At 65.0% G+C, this 18,301-nt stretch carries 14 protein-coding genes; 11 read left to right on the top strand and 3 right to left on the bottom strand.

The annotated features are described in order from the left end of the window. Nucleotides 1-309 precede the first annotated feature (309 nt). Nucleotides 310-1,626 carry an aspartate aminotransferase family protein gene (locus tag AAGT95_RS01595; protein ID WP_342595302.1) on the top strand — a complete coding sequence of 439 codons (1,317 nt, stop codon included), beginning with the start codon at nt 310-312 and terminating at the stop codon, nt 1,624-1,626. Between the two features lie 129 nt (nt 1,627-1,755). On the opposite strand, the gene AAGT95_RS01600 is transcribed toward AAGT95_RS01595, so the two are convergent. Beyond that, complete coding sequence (locus AAGT95_RS01600; RefSeq protein WP_342595303.1) at nt 1,756-3,306, bottom strand: PLP-dependent aminotransferase family protein; 1,551 nt, start codon at nt 3,304-3,306, stop codon at nt 1,756-1,758. Between the two features lie 159 nt (nt 3,307-3,465). On the opposite strand from AAGT95_RS01600, the gene AAGT95_RS01605 reads away from it, so the two are divergent. From AAGT95_RS01605 to AAGT95_RS01640, 8 genes are all read left to right on the top strand, one after another. Beyond that, nucleotides 3,466-4,869, top strand: coding sequence for a sodium/glutamate symporter (locus AAGT95_RS01605; protein ID WP_342595304.1), 1,404 nt, complete (start codon nt 3,466-3,468; stop codon nt 4,867-4,869). Next, complete coding sequence (locus tag AAGT95_RS01610; RefSeq protein ID WP_342595305.1) at nt 4,866-6,494, top strand: amidohydrolase; 1,629 nt, start codon at nt 4,866-4,868, stop codon at nt 6,492-6,494. Before AAGT95_RS01605 ends, AAGT95_RS01610 begins: the two co-directional genes overlap by 4 nt. Beyond that, the gene (locus tag AAGT95_RS01615; protein WP_342595306.1) at nt 6,487-7,443 is read left to right on the top strand and encodes a CobW family GTP-binding protein; all 957 of its coding nucleotides are present in this window, start codon (nt 6,487-6,489) and stop codon (nt 7,441-7,443) included. The genes AAGT95_RS01610 and AAGT95_RS01615 overlap by 8 nt, the downstream gene beginning before the upstream one ends. A 206-nt stretch (nt 7,444-7,649) precedes the next feature. Beyond that, nucleotides 7,650-8,561 carry a transporter substrate-binding domain-containing protein gene (locus AAGT95_RS01620; RefSeq protein WP_240612263.1) on the top strand — a complete coding sequence of 304 codons (912 nt, stop codon included), beginning with the start codon at nt 7,650-7,652 and terminating at the stop codon, nt 8,559-8,561. Between the two features lie 97 nt (nt 8,562-8,658). Further along, the gene (locus AAGT95_RS01625; RefSeq protein ID WP_110597893.1) at nt 8,659-9,300 is read left to right on the top strand and encodes an amino acid ABC transporter permease; all 642 of its coding nucleotides are present in this window, start codon (nt 8,659-8,661) and stop codon (nt 9,298-9,300) included. Between the two features lie 23 nt (nt 9,301-9,323). Continuing rightward, entirely contained in the window at nt 9,324-9,989 is a 666-nt protein-coding gene (locus AAGT95_RS01630; RefSeq protein WP_110597894.1) for an amino acid ABC transporter permease, read from the top strand. Then, on the top strand, nt 9,982-10,821 hold the full coding sequence (locus tag AAGT95_RS01635) for an amino acid ABC transporter ATP-binding protein (RefSeq protein ID WP_342595307.1): 840 nt from the start codon (nt 9,982-9,984) through the stop codon (nt 10,819-10,821). Before AAGT95_RS01630 ends, AAGT95_RS01635 begins: the two co-directional genes overlap by 8 nt. Nucleotides 10,822-10,902: 81 nt before the next feature. Further along, a complete protein-coding gene (locus AAGT95_RS01640) occupies nt 10,903-11,859 on the top strand; it encodes a D-2-hydroxyacid dehydrogenase family protein (RefSeq protein WP_342595308.1) in 957 nt (318 codons plus the stop codon). 110 nt (nt 11,860-11,969) lie between these two features. On the opposite strand, the gene AAGT95_RS01645 is transcribed toward AAGT95_RS01640, so the two are convergent. Continuing rightward, complete coding sequence (locus tag AAGT95_RS01645; RefSeq protein ID WP_110597896.1) at nt 11,970-12,656, bottom strand: glutathione binding-like protein; 687 nt, start codon at nt 12,654-12,656, stop codon at nt 11,970-11,972. Between the two features lie 130 nt (nt 12,657-12,786). Then, nucleotides 12,787-13,497, bottom strand: a complete 711-nt coding sequence (locus tag AAGT95_RS01650; protein ID WP_110597897.1) for a glutathione S-transferase N-terminal domain-containing protein — start codon at nt 13,495-13,497, stop codon at nt 12,787-12,789. A 235-nt stretch (nt 13,498-13,732) separates the two neighbouring features. Between AAGT95_RS01650 and AAGT95_RS01655 the strand changes: the two genes are divergently transcribed. Both AAGT95_RS01655 and AAGT95_RS01660 read left to right on the top strand, forming a co-directional pair. After that, on the top strand, nt 13,733-16,084 hold the full coding sequence (locus AAGT95_RS01655; RefSeq protein WP_342595309.1) for an FdhF/YdeP family oxidoreductase: 2,352 nt from the start codon (nt 13,733-13,735) through the stop codon (nt 16,082-16,084). Nucleotides 16,085-16,427: 343 nt separating this feature from the next. Beyond that, nucleotides 16,428-18,125: an L-lactate permease gene (locus AAGT95_RS01660; protein WP_342595310.1), complete on the top strand. Its 1,698-nt coding sequence runs from the start codon at nt 16,428-16,430 to the stop codon at nt 18,123-18,125. Nucleotides 18,126-18,301 lie beyond the last annotated feature (176 nt).

Here is an 18,301-nt window from a genome sequence, read left to right on the forward strand (position 1 = left end):
AGCTCCCTCCTGTTGGCCGCAGGCAACCTTTCGACAAGGCAGCAACCATACTCAGCCGCTCCCGCTCTGGGTAGGGCCAGTTTCCCCGCCACCACGGGACATCCCGATGCGTCTGTCACGAGACCCGACACATTCTGGCTCTAAGAGATTCGTATGACGCCCCTTAGTCTCTGGGCTGTCAGCGCCTGGACTGTCGCTCGTGGCCGAGCGCTCACGGCTGACGGCTCTTCATCCCGACACTCATTTCAACGCCCACTTTCAACGCCCACTCACGCGCCGCCCTCCGGCACCGATAACAGGAACCCTGCCATGACCGACATTTCCAACGACATCGTCCAGCAACTCGATCGCCAGCACGTGTTTCACTCCTGGTCGACACAGGGCAGTCTCTCGCCGATGGTGATCGCGGGAGGCAAGGGCTGTCGGCTGTGGGATTACGCGGGCAAGGAGTATCTGGATTTCAGCAGCCAGCTGGTCAACACCAACATCGGTCACCAGCACTCCAAGGTCATCGCCGCGATTCAGGCCCAGGCGGAACAGCTGACCACCGTCGCCCCTGCCCACGCCAACCTGGCCCGCGGCGAAGCCGCCAAGCGCATCCTGGCCCGGGCGCCGGCGGGTTTCGGCAAGGTGTTCTTCACCAATGCCGGCGCCGACGCCAACGAGAACGCCATGCGAATGGCACGCGCCGTCACCGGTCGCGACAAGATCCTCTCGGCGTATCGCTCCTATCACGGCAATACCGGTGCCGCGATCGTCGCCACTGGCGACCCGCGCCGCGTACCCAATGAATTCGCCCGCGGCCACGCGCACTTCTTCAACCCGTTTCTCTATCGCAGCGATTTCTGGGCGGGCAACGAGGAAGAGGAGTGCCAACGTGCCCTGCAGCATCTGAAGCGGGTGATCGAGTGTGAAGGGCCGAGCGCCATCGCCGCCATTCTGCTGGAGTCGATCCCCGGCACTGCCGGCGTGCTGATCCCGCCCAAGGGTTATATGGAAGGTGTCCGCAAGCTGGCCGACCAGCACGGCATCCTGGTGATCTTCGACGAGGTCATGGCGGGTTTCGGTCGCACCGGCAAATGGTTCGCGTTGGAGCACTTTGCCGCCAAGCCGGATCTCATCGTCTTCGCCAAGGGTGTCAATTCCGGCTACGTCCCCGCTGGCGGCGTCATCATCTCCGACGAGATCTGTCGCTACTTCGACGACCACATGTTCTTCGGCGGCCTGACCTACTCCGGGCACCCGCTGGCGATGGCGTCGATCGTGGCCACGCTGGATGCGATGAGCGAGGAAGGCGTCGTGGAAAATGCCGACCGGGTCGGCAACGGCCCGCTGGCCACCGGCCTGCAGCAGCTGGCACAGCAGCACGCCGTCGTCGGTGAAACCCGTGGCCTGGGCGTTTTCCATGCGCTCGAACTGGTCAGCGATCGCGCCACCCGCGCGCCCCTGCCGGCCGCCGAGATGGGCAAGATCAAGAGTGCGCTGATCGCCAAGGGCCTGCTGCCGTTCGTGGTCGAAAACCGTATCCACGTGGTACCGCCGTGCATCGTCAGCGAGGCGGAAGTGGCCGAAGGGCTGGCGATTCTCGACACGGTGCTTGGCGAGGCCAGCGCTCGACTCGCCTGATCGTCGCTCAGTCCCGGTCCCAACGACAGACCGCCGTGGCCATGGCCACGGCGGTCTGTCGCGTTGCGGCGATCGATTGGCCATCACGCGTTGCCCCCACCGGCCGAGCGGCCGGCGCTCGCGCCTCGTCTAGCCGAAAGCCCGCGCCAGAGATCGAATCCCCGGCTCGATTCGCTCGGCATCGATAGCGCCGAACCCCAGGCGCATGTAGTTGCGCGGCGGCACCTGGTCGAAGAAGTGCTGGAACCCGGGTTCGATCAACACGCCATGCTGGGCGGCCTGCCATGCCAGCCGCTGAGTATCGACGGCCTCGGGCGCCTCGAGCCAGAACACGCTGGCATGGTCGCCGCCCACTCGGCGGCAATCGGCCAGCTCGCGGCCGATGGCGGCGTTCATGATCTCCCAACGCTGGCGCATCTCGTCGGCGAACAGCCGCAGATAGCGATCGTAGTGCCCCTGGGAGAGAAACTGTGCCAGCTGCTGCTGAAGGCCGGACGGCGGATGTCGATACATCAGTCTTCTCAGCGCGCGCAGCTCCTCGATGAGTTCCGCGTCCGCCACGACATAGCCCAACCTCAGCCCGGGCGAGAGCGGCTTCGACAGACTGCTCATGTAGATCACGCGGGAACCCGCTCGGCTCGCCTTCAGCGCCGGTTGGGCATGGCGGTCGAAGTTGACCTCTGCATCGTAGTCGTCTTCCAGCACGATCTGGTCGCGACGCTGGATCTGCTCGATCAACGCCTCGCGCCGGCGTCGGCTCATGGTCACGCCGGTCGGCCCCTGATGGCTGGGCGTCACGTAGAGATAATCGCTCTTCGCCGCCGCCGCATCCAGGCACATGCCCTCGCTGTCGATCGACTGATAGCGTAACTGCGCCCCTTGGCGCAGGAAGACGTTGGCGGCCTCGCGATAGCCGGGGTTCTCCATCGCAACCCGGGTTCGCGCATCGAACAGCAACTGGGCGATCAGGAAAAGCGCGTTCTGCGAGCCCAGCGTGATCAGGATCTCGTCACTGCGCGCATGGATGCCCCGCTTGGGCAGCACCCGGGTGCGTAGTTGCTCGATCAGCATCGGGTCGTCCTGATCGTAACGATCGCTCAGCCAGTGCCGCTCTCGGCGGCCGCCCAGCAGCAGGCGTGAGGTTTCCCGCCACTGCTCCAGCGGAAACAGGCGCGTATCCAATTGGCCGTAGACGAAAGGAAATTCGTAGTGCATCCAGTTGCTGGGCCGGAGAACACCCTGCAAATGGCTCGGTCGATGGGTAAAACGACTGCCCCAAGCGGGTGCATCGACGACCTCGTCGCGGGAACATCCGCCCGTTTCCGGTGCATCCGGCTCATGGTATGCGTCGTGGAGGTAGTAACCGCTACGCGGCCGACTGACCAGATACCCATCCTCCACCAACCCTTCGTAGACGAGCGCCACGGTGTTGCGCGAGATACCCAACTGCAGCGACAGCTTGCGACAGGAGGGCAGCGCCTCTTCGGTGGGGATCGTGCCGGTATGAATGGCATCCAGCAGCGCCTCGCGCAGCTGCTCCTGCAGGCCGCGCTGAACATCGAAATCGAGATGGAAGTAATGGTCGAGCATGCCGAGCTCCCGCTGAAAGACGACATACCACTCCTGCAAGATTCGCGCCATCGCCAGCAGCGACGCGGGCGGGGAAGGCAGAGGCACCATCAACTGTCTCGACCACGAGGAGAATCTGTCCTGTAGCACCACGATGACGGACTTTAGTATGACATCCACAACGTCACCCAGCCGACGCCGGGGTCATCGCAGCGCCGCCGAAGTGGCTCGGATATCCGACATAACAACATCAATCACGAGGACAAGATCATGGGCAGTACCTTCCACGGCGTCATCGCCTTCGCGCTGATCGCCGCCCTGCTGGTCGCCGGCAGCCTGCTGCGCAGCCGCCTCCCGTGGCTAAGAGCGAGCCTGGTCCCGGGCAGTATCGTCGCCGGCATCCTCGGCTTTGTCTGCCTCTCCACGGGGCTGATCCCCGGCTACGGGCCTTCCGACTTTACCGCCCTGGCCTTCCATTTCTTCACCCTGAGCTTCATGTCGCTGTGTCTGACGGGCAGCCCAAAGCCGGCGGCGGGCGAAAAACGTCACGGCATCGTCGGCGGCGGGCTGTGGCTGACGCTGATCTGGACCGCCAGCCTCGGGGCGCAGGCCGTGATCGGTTACGGCGTGATGGCGGGCTACGATCTGATCACCGGCAGCGATCTCAGCCCGCTGCTCGGCGCCATCGTCACCCACGGGTTCACGCAGGGACCCGGGCAGGCGCTGACCTACGGCACGATCTGGGAGAATGACTACGGGATCGCCAACGCCGCCCAGGTCGGCGTGATCTTCGCGTCGCTGGGCTTCGTGGCCGCCTTCGCCGTCGGCGTACCCGCCGCGCGCTACTTTCTCAAGCGAGGCCTCAACGCCAATCGCACCTCGACGCTCGACGACGACTTCATCCGCGGTTTCCACACTCCACGGACCCAACCCTCCGCCGGCAAGCAGGTCTCGCACTCGGGCACCGTGGACTCGCTGGCCTGGCATCTCGGCCTGCTGGGCGTGGCCTACGTCGTCACCTACGCCTGGCTGACCATGATGCAGCCGCTGGTGGCGGGCAACCAGGTGCTCTCGGTCTTCTTCAGCTACAACCTGTTCTTCATCCACGGCCTGACGGTGTGCGTATTGATGCGCATGGCGATCGATCGCTGCGGCTGGACGGACAAGGTCGATGACGACACGCTCAAGCGGATCACCAGCGGCTCGGTGGATTTCATGGTCGTCGCCACGTTGATGAGCATCCAGATCGCGGTGCTCTCCGCCCTGCTGATTCCGATCCTACTGGTCGCGGTGGTCGTGACGCTGGTCACCTTCCTCGGCGCGATGGCGATCGGCAAGCTCAGTGGCCGGCTCGGACCGGAGCGTGCCGTCACCGCCTTTGGCTGCTGCTGCGGCTCGACCGGCACTGGCCTCTTGTTGCTGCGCATGCTGGACGCGGACTTCAGCACCTCGGTGCCCAAGGAGCTGGCGTTCTTCAACATTGCCATCATCGTGGTCAATATCCCGACGCTGTTCTTCGTTGCCCCCATCGCCCCGACGCTCGGCACCTGGAGCTATCTGGCGATCTTCGGCGGCTACCTGCTGCTGATGCTGATCTGCATCCCGCTGCTGCTGAAATGGCAGCGCCGCCGGGACGACCGGACACCTTCCGTTCAGGAGTCGACTCCCTCATGAAGCCTCGTATCTTCTCCGCCCGGCGCATTCTGACCATGAATCCCTCACTGCCGGAGGCTACCCACGTCGCGGTGCGAGACGGTCGGATTCTCGGCGTCGGCTCGCTGGAAACGCTGGCCGATCTGGGCGAGTGCGAGCTCGACGAGCGCTTCGCCGACAAGGTGATTCTGCCCGGCTTCGTCGAGGGCCACAGTCACGCCCTCGAAGGAGTGCTGTGGGAATACCCCTACGCGGGATTCTTCCCACGCCAGGATCCCGACGGCCACACCTGGCCGGGACTGACCGATATCGCCCGGCTCCAGCGACATCTCCGGGAACAGCTGGCCAAGCTCGACGACGCCACGCCGCTGATCGCCTGGGGCTTCGATCCCATCTACTTCCCGGATCGGCGCCTGGATCGCAACGACCTCGACGCCGTCGACGACCAACGGCCGATCGTCGTGATCCACGCCAACCTGCACATGATGACCGTCAACAGCGCCATGCTGCGTCTTTCCGGACTCGAGTCTCATGCCGATATCGAGGGCGTGGTCACCTTCGACGACGGCCGCCCCAACGGAGAGCTGCGCGAGATGGCGGCGATGTTCGCGATCTTCGACACGCTCGACCTGGATCTCTTCGATCGCGGCAGCGAAGCGGCGACGCTGGAACGCTACGCGCGCATCGGCCAGCGCCACGGGGTGACCACGCTGACCGACCTCTATAACCCGCTCAGCGAGACCGGCGTCGAGAGCATGCAGCGCACCTGCCGCCGGGACGACGTACCGATGCGTCTGGCGCCGGCCATGAGCGCACTGACCTATACGCCGGACGACGGCATCGAACGGGTGCTGGGCTGTCGCGAAAAGAGCAGCGACAAGCTGCAGTTCGGCCTGGTCAAGCTGATGACCGATGGCTCCATCCAGGGCTATACCGCGAGGCTGATGTGGCCGGGTTATCACGACGGCTCGCCGAACGGGATGTGGAACGCCGAGCCGGAGCGACTGACCGAGATCGTCCACCGCTACCATCAGGCCGGGCTGCAACTGCATATCCATACCAACGGCGACGAGGCTGTCGAGCTGATGCTGGATGCCATCGAGTCGGCGCTGGAGCTCTGGCCCCGTGCCGATCACCGCCACACCCTGCAGCACTGCCAGATCATCAGCCACGCCCAGTTGAAGCGCGCGGCACGGCTCGGGGTGTGTCTCAACATGTTCGCCAACCACCTCTACTACTGGGGCGACATTCACCGCAGCCGCACGCTGGGGTTCGAACGCTGCCAGCGCCTCGAACCGCTGGCCTCGGCGGACCGCCTGGGTATCCCCATCGCCGCCCACTGCGATGCCCCGGTCACGCCTCTGGCGCCGCTGTTCACGGCGTGGTGCGCCGTCGCACGCCAGACCGCCGACGGCGAGGTGCTGGGGCCCAACGAGGCGCTGAGCGTGGACCGCGCCCTGCGCCTGATCACGCTGGATGCCGCCTACACCCTGAAGCTCGACGATCGCGTCGGCAGCCTGGAAGTGGGCAAGTTTGCCGACATGGCCGTGCTCGACGAGGACCCGCGCGACGTCCCGCTGGATCGGCTGGCATCGATCCGCGTGGCGGCCACGGTCGTCGGCGGTCATGTCTTCGACAATGTCTGAGCCGACCGCCGACCCGATACCGGTGACCCTGATCGCCGGCTATCTCGGCGCCGGCAAGACCACCTGGCTCAACGCCCACCTGCGGGACGGCGTGACGCCCGGAACCCTGGTCCTGGTCAACGATTTCGGCACCATCAACGTCGATGCCGAGCTGATCGACTACGCCGGAGAACGGCTGCTCAAGCTCAGCAGCGGCTGCCTGTGCTGCTCGCTGAGCGACGAGCTGGGAACCCAGCTCTCGCGCATCGGCCGCTGGCCGGAGCCGCCTGCCGCGCTGATCATCGAGACCAGTGGCGTGGCCCGGCCGCACCGGATCGCCGACATGATTCGGGTGGCCCGTCGCTTTCGCCTGGCGCGCACCGTGACCCTGGTCGATCTGGCAAGCCTTGGCCAGCGCCTCGCCGATGCGCGAGTCGCGGACCTGGTGGCCGGCCAGATCCAGAGTGCCGATCTCCTCTGCACCAATCGCGGCGAGCGCCTCGACGCCGACGAGCGGCAATCGCGAACGGATCGACTCCGCGCCCTCAATCCCACGGCCGCCCTCGAGGCCGGTCAACCTCTTCCAGCACGGAAGACGCCAAAGCCTTCCTCCGCGCCCGATCGAGCTACCTCAGCCTCGACGTCGGATCGTCACCCGGCGTGGCAACACCGCCCCACCGGCACCAGGGTCCACGGCAACGAACCCGAGTGGCAACGTTTTGCGATCGACCTTCCAACGTCGCTGTCGCGTTCGGCGTTGGAGGCCATCCTGGCCGATCATGCCGTCGGCCTGGCCCGGGCGAAGGGATTTCTCGAGGCCGATGGACGCCACTACGTCTTCCAGTGGAGCGGCGGTCGCGCCGAGTGGACGCCGACAACGCCACGGCCGGGCACAGGCACGCTCGTGGGCATCGGCTTCAGGGGTGAAGCCTTCGCGACCTTGATCCAGGTCCTGAAAGCGCTCGACTGATGGGCTGACGACAACGCCAATCTGGCCAGACGACTGTCGCCAACTGGCTCTATAGCCACCGCCTCGGGATTCTTTAGGGTGGAACCACGATACGCCGCCAAGGCGCCATGCCATGGCGTGTCCGGCCGATCAGCGATCGATACGGACCCGCGATCCATCAACTCCAACAACAATAGCGTTCAACAACAACATAGAGGGTGACCTACATGATGCGATTCTCCGCCCGCAAAACGACTTCCGGTTCGCGCCTGTCCCGGATGGCCGCGAAAGCCATGGCCGGCTCGCTGTTGGCCGTGTCACTGTCGAGCCTGTCGCTGACGGCACTTGCCGCCGACCTCCCGGAGATCGAGAGCCGCGGCAGCCTGAGTGTCGCGACCGAGGATAACTACGCGCCCTTCAACTATATCGAAAACGGCGACCCCGTCGGCTTCAATGCCGACATGCTGGAAGAACTGCGCCAATACGCGGACTTCGACGTCGATCAGGACATCCTGCCCTGGACCGGCCTGCTCGCGGCCGTCTCCACCGGCCAGTACGACATGGCGCTGACCGGCGCCTCCGTCTCCGACGAGCGCCTGCGCGTCTTCAACTACACCGCGCCCTATGCCTCGGCGCAGCACTTCGCGATCACCCGAGCCGGCGATGACAGCATCCAGAGCGTCGCGGACCTGAGCGGCAAGAAGCTGGGCGTGCAGGCCGGCAGCGTGCTGCTGTCCCGCCTGCCCGAACTCGAGAAGATGCTCAGGGAGAGTGGTGGCGAGCTGGGCGAGGTGGTGCAGTACGAATCCTACCCGGAGGCCTTCGCCGACCTGGCCAACGGCCGTCTCGACTTCGTCATCGACTCCGCCGTACCGGTCAATACGCTGGTGGCGTCCAAGCCGGATGTCTTTGCCAAGGGGCCAGCGGTGTCCGGTCCCGGATACGTCTCCTGGCCGATGCCGAAGTCGAGCCCGGAGCTGCTCGAGTACATGGATGGTTTCCTCGACCACATGCGTGACACCGGCCGTCTGGCCGAGCTGCAGGAGAAATGGTTCGGCGAGAGCTTCCCCGACCTGCCCACCGAGCCGCTGACCAGCGTCGACCAGTTCCACGAGCTGCAATTCAGCAACATGAAGTAAGCCATCGGCTCGTTGCGCCATCGCCAACGAACCATCGACATGACGCTGCGGCGGGCCCGCGGCGTCATTGGCTTCGAAGTCTCGTGGAGGATGCCTCATGAACGCCAGTGCCTGGCAAATGCTGCTGGACGGTGCCTGGACGACGATCTGGATCTCCGGCGTCTCCATCGCCATGGGCGTGATCGCAGGACTGCTCATCGCGCTGATCCGGATAGCCAGGATCCCCGTGGTCGACCAGATCCTGGTGCTCTACATCAGCCTGGCGCGGGCCACACCGCTGGTCACGCTGGCGCTGTTCATCTTTCTGAGCGCACCGACCTTCGGTCTCAGTCTCAATCGCAACGTCGCCGGCATTCTCGCCCTGACGCTCAACACCACCGCGTTCAACGCCGAGATCTGGCGCAGCGCGTTCCGCAACTTCTCCCGGGAACAGCGCGAAGCGGCCATGGCCACCGGCATGACCCCCTGGATCACCTTTCGTCGCATCATGCTGCCCCAGATGATGATCACGAGTCTCCCTGGGCTGATCAACGAAATGTCGTTTCTGATCAAGGGCAGCCCGGCGATCGCGGTGATCGGTATCGTCGACCTGACCCGCGTTACCAACCGCATTTCCGCGGTGACCTATGAACCTCTCCCTCCCATCCTGGTGGCCTGCGCGCTCTACATGGCGATCATCGGCTGCCTGGTCTGGCTGCAGCGGCTCGCCGAGCGCCGTGCCAATCGACTGGCCATGTGACCGGACAACGCCAAGGAGCGATCATGAGCAACTGGGAAATTCTGTGGGGCGCGCGGGAGCAGTTCTGGTCCGGTTTCGCCAGCACGATGGAGATCTTCGGCCTGTCGATCAGCGCCGCCTTCGCGATCGGCTGCGGCATGCTCTATCTGCTGGAGGGCAGTCGGCCCCGGCTCACCGTGCCGGTCCGGGTATTCATCGACGCCATGCGCATGCTGCCGTTCCTCATCCTGGTCTATCTGCTCTACTACGGCCTGCCGGCGTTCGATATCCGGCTGGACGCCTGGTGGTCCGGCGTCGGCGCGCTGGCGGTCTACCACGGCTGCTACTTTGCCGAGATATTTCGCGGCGCGCGGCTGACTTTCCCGCCCGGCCAGGTCGAAGCCGCCAAGGCCCACGGTTTCACCAAGGGCAAGATGTTCTTCCGCCTGATCCTGCCGCAGATCGTGATGCAGACCCGGCCGCTGCTCGGCAACCAGTTGATCTATGCGCTCAAGGACACCGCCTTTCTGGTGATCATCACCGTCCAGGAACTCACCGCCGCGGCCAACAGCCTGTCGGGAACCTATTTCATTCCCACGGAGGCCTTCATCGTGGTCATCGGCTTCTACTGGGCGGTCAGCGTGGTCATGGAAATCATCATCAAACAGTGTGGCCGCTTCAGCGCCAAACGGGGATTCGACCATGTTTGAGAAAAGCCCGCCGGAACCTGCCGGGTCTGGACAAACCACGCCCGAACAGAGCGCGCCCGACGACACAGCTCGCAGCGACCGGATCGCGGTCTCGATTCGCCATCTCTCGAAGAGCTTCGATGGCGTCGAGGTCCTGCGTGACGTGGACCTGGAGGTGCGCGAGGGCGACGTGGTGACGATCCTGGGCTCCTCCGGCTCCGGCAAATCGACGCTGCTGCGCTGCATCAACTGGCTGGAGCGCCCCGACAGCGGCAGCATCCATATCGGCGGCCAGCGCATCGGCGTCAACGACGCCGGCCGGCCGATGCCGGTGCGCGAGCTGGCCAAGGTTCGCGCCCGCACCGGCATGGTGTTCCAGAGTTTCAACCTGTGGCCGCATCTCAACGTGCTGCACAACGTCACCGAGGCGCCGATCCACGTGCTCGGCAAGTCGAAAGCCGAGGCCGAAGCGCTCGCCCGCGACCTGCTGGAGAAGGTCGGCATGTCGCCCAAGGCCTATGCCTATCCCAGCACCCTCTCGGGCGGGCAGAAACAGCGCGTGGCGATCGCTCGCGCCCTGGCGATGCAGCCGGAGGTGATGCTGTTCGACGAGCCTACGTCGGCGCTCGACCCGGAGCTGGTCGGCGAAGTACTGGCGGTGATCAAGGATCTCTCCGCCGAGGGCTACACCATGGTCATCGTCACCCACGAGATGGCCTTCGCCCGCGCCGTGTCCGATCAGGTGGTGTTCCTCGAGAAGGGGCTGATCATCGAGCAGGCCGACCCGGAGACCTTTTTCACCAACGCCAGTACCGAGCGGGTACGGCAGTTCCTGGAGCGCAACGAGGGTTGAATCCAGGCCGCGAAAGCGACTCGACAGCTGACGGCGAAAGTGCCAACAATGCGACAACGCCATCATTTCGAGGGAGCTGCCATGTCGATAACGGTTACGGTCTTGGACGACTATCAGGGATGCTGTGCCTTTCTCGACGCCGCCCACGAACTCGACGGCAGCGATGTGCGCCTGGACATCGAACACCGGCATCTCGATGCCGAGGCGCTGCCCGCCCGCCTGGCCGCTAGCGACGCCATCATCCTGATCCGCGAGCGCACCTCGCTGACCCGCGAACTGCTGGAACAGCTGCCCAACCTGAAGCTGGTGGTCCAGACCGGGCGGCTCTCCTCGGCCATCGACGTCGCCGCCTGCGAGGCGCTGGGCATCGCCGTTCGCGACGGCGGCGGCTCCCCGGTCGCGCCGGCAGAGCTCACCTGGCTGCTGATCATGGCCGGCTGTCGACGCCTGGGCGGCTATCTCGCCCGCCAGGCCGAAGGCGACTGGCAGCGCACCAACGAGCGCCTGGAGGCGGAGTCGCTGGGCCACGCCGTCCATGGGCGTACGCTGGGCATCTGGGGCCTGGGCAAGATCGGCAGCCGGGTCGCCGGTTACGCCCAGGCGTTCGGCATGCACGTTGTCGGCCACGGTCGCGAAAGCAGCTCCGGGCGCGCCTTCGAGCTGGGCGTCGAATTCGAGCCCGATCGACACGCCTTTCTCGCCCGCTGCGACGTGATCACGCTGCATCTCAAGCTCAACGACGACACGCGCGGCATGATCACGCCGGCGGACCTCGCCGCGATGCGCGCCGACGCCCTGCTGGTCAACACCAGCCGCGCCGAGCTGATCCGACCGGGGGCGCTGCTCGACGCGCTGGACGCCGGCCGCCCCGGCGCCGCCGCGCTGGATGTCTACGAGAACGAACCCGACGGTGCCACCGCCTATCAGGCCCACCCCCGCGTGCTGGCCACACCGCATATCGGCTTCGTCGAGAAGGACACCTACGAACTCTATTTCTCGACCGCGTTTCGCCAGGTCCGGGAATTCTTTTCACCCTGATCGGGCAAGTCAGAACCGATGGCCCAGAAACGACTCTCCCGGCCGCAGCCGGGAGGGTCGTGATCGAGTCGGATGCCTGACCGACCGGTTCGAACGCAGCGGCGTCGATGTCACCGCCCGAACAGGTGCTTGCGCGCCTCGTCGGTCATCTCGACATTGTTGGCGGGATTGATCTCCTCCGCCTTGGCGTAGGCGCGTCTCACCGCATCGCGTTCGCCGACCTGCTCGAACCAGCGCTGCAGGCTCGGGTAGTCCTCCATGTCCTGGCCCTGCTTCTCGAACGGCTTGATCCACGGCCAGATCGCCATGTCGGCGATGGAGTAGTCGTCGCCGGCCACGTAGTCGTTGGCATCGAGCTGCTTGTCCAATACGCGGTAGAGCCGCGACGTCTCGTTCATGTAGCGCTCGACGGCGTAGTCGATCTTCTTCGGCGCATAGTGGCGAAAATGATGGTTCTGCCCCGCCATCGGCCCCAGCCCGCCCATCTGCCAGTGGAGCCACTGCAGCACGCGATAGCGCTGGCGGCCGCTCTTGGGCAGAAACTTGCCACTCTTGTCGGCCAGATACTCGAGGATCGCGCCGGATTCGAACAGCGACAGCGGCTGCCCGCCGTCGGCCGGGGCGCGATCGACGATCGCGGGGATGCGGTTGTTGGGGGCGATCTCGAGAAATTCGGGCGTGAACTGCTCGCCCTTGCCGATATCGACCGGATGGATACGGTAGTCGAGCCCCGCTTCCTCGAGGAACAGCGTGATCTTGTGACCGTTGGGGGTCGTCCAGTAGTAGAGATCGATCATCACAGGCTCCTGTCGTGACGCCCGGCGATAAGCCGGATGCTGTCAGGATAGGCTTTGCGGGGGGCGGCGTCTCGCGCGACGTCGCCCCAGGCGGTTCAAAAGCGCCTGCTCTATCGGTCAGCGCTCTAGATCAACTGGCGTAGGCGCCATCGACATCGACGATCCGCGTGGCGTTGCGGCCGACGCCATCATGGAGATCCAGCATGCGCTGGAACCAGGCGTAGACGGGATCGGCGTTGGAGACCAGGTCGGCGGCGGAGGTCACCCTCGCCCACATGAACGCGCCCACCACCAGATAGTCCGCGGCGCCGGCCTCGTCGCCGTCCAGGAACGGCGATTCGTCCAGTCGCCCGCGCATCGGCTCCAGCGCACGGTCGAGCATCGACAGCCCCTGGCTCGGCGAATGCATCTCCTCCAGGGTGCGACCGAACACCTTCTCGCGCGAGGTGCGGAAATAGTCGCGGTCGTCCGGGTGAATGGCGTTGAAGACATCCATCAGGATCGTGCGCATGACGCCCGGCGCCAGCGAACGCTCGGCGTAGAACTTGAAGAACCGCGCCCGGGCTTCGGCCGTGGCATCGCCCAGTAGCGGCTTTTCAGGGTAGGCACGGTCGAGATAGCGGAAGATTTCATAGCTATCGACGACCGTCTGGTCACCGTCGACGAAGACCGGCACCTTCGTCTGGTCCGAGAAGGCGATCGCCTCCTTGTCGGTGAACTTCCACGGCACGAATTCGCAATCGAGCCCTTTATGCGCCAGCGCATACCTGACCCGCCAGCAGTAGGGCGAGAATCGCAGTCGCTCGTCGCGCCCGCACAGATCGAACATTTTACGGCTCATGCCACACTCCTCGTTGGATACGGCTATCACGGCTGCAGTGCTCGCAGCATGTCCAAGGGAGGGGAAACCGTCAAACCCTGAACATGTACTCGCACGGTCCAGATTGCCTCGGCGCGAATCGGAAATCGTTGCCATACTGTTACGGATAGCAGTCATACCGTGAGCCTGCGAGTCACCTTTTCCAGCAGGAGCACGGCGGGTTTACCACCTCAGATCGATCACGAAGGAGTGGATCATGGTACGCCGACTCAAGGACGACGAACTGCACGGTAGCCAGGGCAAACACGATGCACCCGGCGGCGGCTGGCAGTCGATCCAGGCCACCGAGGCGCATTTCCTGCGCGAGAAGGTGCCGTTCAAGGGCAACGGCCTGATGTTCAAGATCAACCACCCCGATGGCGGGTTCGAGTGCCCGAGCTGTGCCTGGCCCAACCCGGCCAAACCCGGCCCGGCCGAGTTCTGCGAAAACGGCGCCAAGGCGGTCGCCTGGGAAGCCACGGCGGCGCGGACCACGCCGGAGTTCTTCGCCAGCCACACCGTTGCCGAGCTGCTCGACTGGTCGGATCATGCCCTCGAGAAGCAGGGCCGCCTGACCCATCCGATGCGCTACAACCCGGCCACCGACAAGTACGATCCGATCGACTGGACGACGGCGTTCCGCGAGATCGGCGAGCGGGTGAAATCCTATGACCCGAAACGGGTCGAGCTCTACACCTCGGGACGCACCTCCAACGAAGCGGCATTCCTGTGGCAGCTCTACGGCCGGATGCTGGGCACCCACAACTTCCCCGACTGCTCCAACATGTGCCACGAGACCACCACCGTGGCCCTGCCCCAGAGCATCGGCGTGGGCAAGGCGACCACGGTGCTGGAGGATTTCGAACACGCCGACTGCATCTTCCTGTTCGGCCAGAATGCCGGCACCAACAGCCCGCGGATGATGGGCCTGCTGCACGAGGCGCGCCTGCGCGGCGCCGAGGTGATCACCTTCAACCCGCTGCGCGAGCGGGCGCTGGTCAAGTTCGCCAATCCGCAGACGCCCCGGGACATGCTGACCAACCACGGCGTGCCGATCAGCTCGCAGTATCATCAGGTCCGCATCGGCGGCGATATCGCCGCGATCCAGGGCATCTGCAAGCGTATCCTTGAGGTCGACGACGAGGCCCGCGACAGCGGTGGCGAGCGTGTCATCGACCACGACTTCACCGCGATGCACACCGACGGCTTCGAGGCGTTTGCCACTCACTGCCGCAACCTGCCGTGGGAGCGAATCGAGCGCCACAGCGGTCTCGAACGGGCGGCGATCGAGCAGGCCGCCGAAGCGTGGATCCGTGCCGAGCGGGTGATCTGCTGCTGGGGGATGGGCATCACCCAGCACATCCGTGGCGGCGACAACATCCACCAGATTCTCAACCTGCTGCTGATGGGCGGTCACATTGGCCGTCGCGGTGCCGGCGCCTGTCCGGTGCGCGGCCACTCCAACGTCCAGGGCGATCGCACCGTGGGGATCTTCCACAAGTCCGGCGAGGCGTTCCTGTCGAAGATGGACGAGGTGTTCGGCATCGAATGCCTGCGCGAGCACGGCCACGACGTGGCGCTCTGCTGCGAGGCGATCCTGCGTGACGAGGTGGATGCCTTCCTCGGCATGGGTGGCAACTTCTTCCGCGCCATCGCCGACCAGGCTCGCATCGCCCCCCACGTCGAGAACATTCCGCTGACGGTGCAGATCGCCACCAAGCTCAACCGCAGCCACCTGATTCACGGCAAGGCGGCCTACCTGCTGCCGGCGCTGGCAAGAACCGAGAAGGACGTCCAGGCCGGCGTCGAGCAGACCATCACCATCGAGGACGGCATGTGCAACGTGCAGGGCTCCAAGGGCGCGCTCGAGCCGGCGTCAGAGCACCTGCGCTCCGAAATCGCCATCGTTGCCGGCCTCGGCAAGGCGACGTTCGCCCCCAACCCCAAGGTCGACTGGGAGTGGCTCGCCGAGGATTACGCCCGCATCCGGGACAAGATCGAAGCGACCCAGCCGGAGACGTTTTACGCTTTCAATCAGCGACTGAACGACCAGGGCGTATTCCATCTCGATATCGCCGCCCGCGATCGTATCTGGAACACCGACTCCGGCAAGGCCCACTTCCTGTTCCCCGCCGACCATCTCACCGAGGATGCCTCCGAGCCGGGGGACGCCCATTTCCAGCTGCTCTCGATCCGCGGCCACGATCAGTTCAACACCACCGTCTACTCCTACGACGACCGCTATCGGGATATCTACGGGACCCGCATGGTGCTGATGATGAATCCCGCCGACATCGAGAAGCACGGTTTCGAGGCCGGCAACAAGGTCACCCTGAAAACGGTGAGCGACGATGGCATCGAGCGTCAGGTCTCGGGCTTCAAGATCATCGCCTACGATCTGCCGGAGAACTGCCTTGGCGCCTACTATCCGGAGGTCAACGACCTGATCCCCGTCGGCAACCGGGACAGGCAGAGCAACACCATTGCCGGCAAGTCGATCCCGGTGACGCTGGCGTTGATGAGCACGGAGGCGGTGGAAGCGGAGACCGGCATGCTCGCCACCGGCTGATGCCGGCCCCTCACCCGACTCACTCCTCCAGCACCGTCGCCGCCTGCCCTCCGGTAGGCGGCGATGTCCATTAGTCGCAACGCCGTCCCCGTAAACGCGCGCTATCGTCCCTTCAGTCGACCTGAAAAGGCTTCACACTCAGCCACTTGGCCAACACCCGCACTACCTGACGGTCATTGGTAATACCATTTACCCATGATTGGCAGCCCCTCCGTCTGTGGTTATCTTCCGAGTCAATCGCCGCGACCGGCCTGCGAAGCGGGACGACCGGTGCCGTCGCCACCCGGCGACGACCTTCCTGGCGACGAACGAAGCCGATAATAACGACTCAGGGGCTCTCGATATGGATCACACGCTTCTCTCTCTGTTTGCCTTCCTGCCGCTGGTGCTGGCAGGCGTCCTGCTGATCGGATTCCGGATGGCGGCACGAACGGCGATGCCGATCGTGTTCGTCGTCGCGGTACTGATCGCGCTGCTGGTCTGGGACATGACCGCGACCCGCGTGCTGGCCTCCACGCTGCAGGGCCTGATCATGACCGTCTCGCTGCTGTGGATCATCTTCGGGGCCATTCTGCTGCTCAACACGCTGAAGCACTCGGGCGGTATCATGGCGATTCGCAACGGCTTCTCCGGCATCAGCCCGGATCGCCGCGTGCAGGCGCTGATCGTCGCCTGGCTGTTCGGCTGCTTCATCGAGGGCGCCTCGGGCTTCGGCACGCCGGCCGCCGTGGCCGCGCCGCTGATGGTGGCGCTGGGCTTCCCCGCCCTGGCCGCCGTGGTCGTCGGCATGATGCTGCAGTCGACGCCGGTGTCGTTCGGCGCCGTGGGTACGCCGATCGTGGTCGGCGTCACCGGCGGCGTGAACCAGTCGGCGATCGCCGAACAGCTCACCGCCAACGGCTCGACCTGGGAGACCTATTTCCGCCTGATCACCTCCGAGGTGGTCATCACTCACGGCATCATCGGCGTGTTCATGCCGCTGATCCTGGTCGTCGTGATGGTGCGCTTCTTCGGCGAGAATCGCTCCTGGACCGAGGGGCTGTCGATCACGCCGTTCGCACTGTTCGTCGGCGTCTGTTTCGTGGTGCCGTCGATGCTGGTCGGCGTCCTGCTGGGTCCGGAGTTTCCGTCGCTGCTGGGTGGCCTGATCGGCCTGGCGATCGTGGTGCCGGCCGCGCGCAAGGGCTTTCTGCTGCCGAAGGACACCTGGGATTTCCCGGAGCGTTCGAAGTGGCCCGCCGAGTGGCTGGGCACCATCGAGATCAAGGTCGACGACGTCGCCGGTCGCGCGCCGATGTCGACGCTGCGAGGCTGGCTGCCCTACGTCATCGTCGCCATTCTGCTGGTGATCTCGCGCACCATCCCTTCGGTCAAGGCAGGCCTCTCCTCGATCAGTACCGGCTGGAGCAACATCCTCGGCGAGCAGGGCATCTCCGGTAGCGTCGAATGGCTCTACCTCCCCGGCGGCATCATCCTGATCGCGGTGATCTGCACGATCTTCCTGCATCGGATGCGCGGACCGCAGGTCACGGCAGCCTTCGCCGAGTCCTCCAAGACCATCTTCGGTGCCGGCTTCGTGCTGCTGTTCACCATTCCGATGGTGCGAATCCTGATCAACTCCGGCGTCAACGAGTCCGACCTGGTCTCGATGCCGGTCGCCATGGCACAACTGGTGGCCGATGGTGTCGGTCAGATCTATCCGCTGTTCGCCCCGGCGGTCGGCGCATTGGGCGCCTTCATTGCCGGCTCCAACACCGTCTCCAACCTGATGCTGGCGGCGTTCCAGTTCAACGTCGCCGAGGTGCTCGGCGTCTCCACCGCGATGATGGTCGCGCTGCAGGCCGTGGGGGCCGCCGCCGGCAACATGATCGCGATCCACAACGTGGTGGCAGCCTCGGCTACCGTCGGCCTGCTCGGCCGCGAGGGCACCACGCTGCGCAAGACGATCCTGCCGACGCTCTACTACTGCCTGTTCGCCGGCATCATCGGGCTGCTGGCCTTCTACGTCTTCGGCTTCACCGACCCGCTCATGGGCGGTTGAATCCATCCTCCCGGCTGCGGCCGGGAGGATCTCTCTTTTGGTCTGACCATTTTCCTGCCCATTGGGCTTTTGGCTAATAGTCGTCACCGGCGGCCTTCCACAGAATGACCGCATCGCATTGTGGAAAGACCTTCCACAAACCGGATCTTCACCACCGCCCGCGGCACCCGCCCCAG

It is taken from the genome of Salinicola lusitanus (assembly GCF_038648475.1).
GTDB lineage: Bacteria > Pseudomonadota > Gammaproteobacteria > Pseudomonadales > Halomonadaceae > Salinicola > Salinicola lusitanus.

What these genes read in the sequence shown, in the direction of transcription:
- AAGT95_RS01600 (WP_342595303.1), bottom strand. Translation starts at nt 3,306, where the DNA reads ATGGTGCCTCTGCCTTCCCCGCCCGCGTCGCTGCTGGCGATGGCGCGA.
- AAGT95_RS01620 (WP_240612263.1), top strand. Translation starts at nt 7,650, where the DNA reads ATGATGCGATTCTCCGCCCGCAAAACGACTTCCGGTTCGCGCCTGTCC.
- AAGT95_RS01660 (WP_342595310.1), top strand. Translation starts at nt 16,428, where the DNA reads ATGGATCACACGCTTCTCTCTCTGTTTGCCTTCCTGCCGCTGGTGCTG.
- AAGT95_RS01605 (WP_342595304.1), top strand. Translation starts at nt 3,466, where the DNA reads ATGGGCAGTACCTTCCACGGCGTCATCGCCTTCGCGCTGATCGCCGCC.
- AAGT95_RS01650 (WP_110597897.1), bottom strand. Translation starts at nt 13,497, where the DNA reads ATGAGCCGTAAAATGTTCGATCTGTGCGGGCGCGACGAGCGACTGCGA.
- AAGT95_RS01615 (WP_342595306.1), top strand. Translation starts at nt 6,487, where the DNA reads ATGTCTGAGCCGACCGCCGACCCGATACCGGTGACCCTGATCGCCGGC.
- AAGT95_RS01640 (WP_342595308.1), top strand. Translation starts at nt 10,903, where the DNA reads ATGTCGATAACGGTTACGGTCTTGGACGACTATCAGGGATGCTGTGCC.
- AAGT95_RS01655 (WP_342595309.1), top strand. Translation starts at nt 13,733, where the DNA reads ATGGTACGCCGACTCAAGGACGACGAACTGCACGGTAGCCAGGGCAAA.
- AAGT95_RS01635 (WP_342595307.1), top strand. Translation starts at nt 9,982, where the DNA reads ATGTTTGAGAAAAGCCCGCCGGAACCTGCCGGGTCTGGACAAACCACG.
- AAGT95_RS01625 (WP_110597893.1), top strand. Translation starts at nt 8,659, where the DNA reads ATGAACGCCAGTGCCTGGCAAATGCTGCTGGACGGTGCCTGGACGACG.
- AAGT95_RS01645 (WP_110597896.1), bottom strand. Translation starts at nt 12,656, where the DNA reads ATGATCGATCTCTACTACTGGACGACCCCCAACGGTCACAAGATCACG.
- AAGT95_RS01595 (WP_342595302.1), top strand. Translation starts at nt 310, where the DNA reads ATGACCGACATTTCCAACGACATCGTCCAGCAACTCGATCGCCAGCAC.
- AAGT95_RS01630 (WP_110597894.1), top strand. Translation starts at nt 9,324, where the DNA reads ATGAGCAACTGGGAAATTCTGTGGGGCGCGCGGGAGCAGTTCTGGTCC.
- AAGT95_RS01610 (WP_342595305.1), top strand. Translation starts at nt 4,866, where the DNA reads ATGAAGCCTCGTATCTTCTCCGCCCGGCGCATTCTGACCATGAATCCC.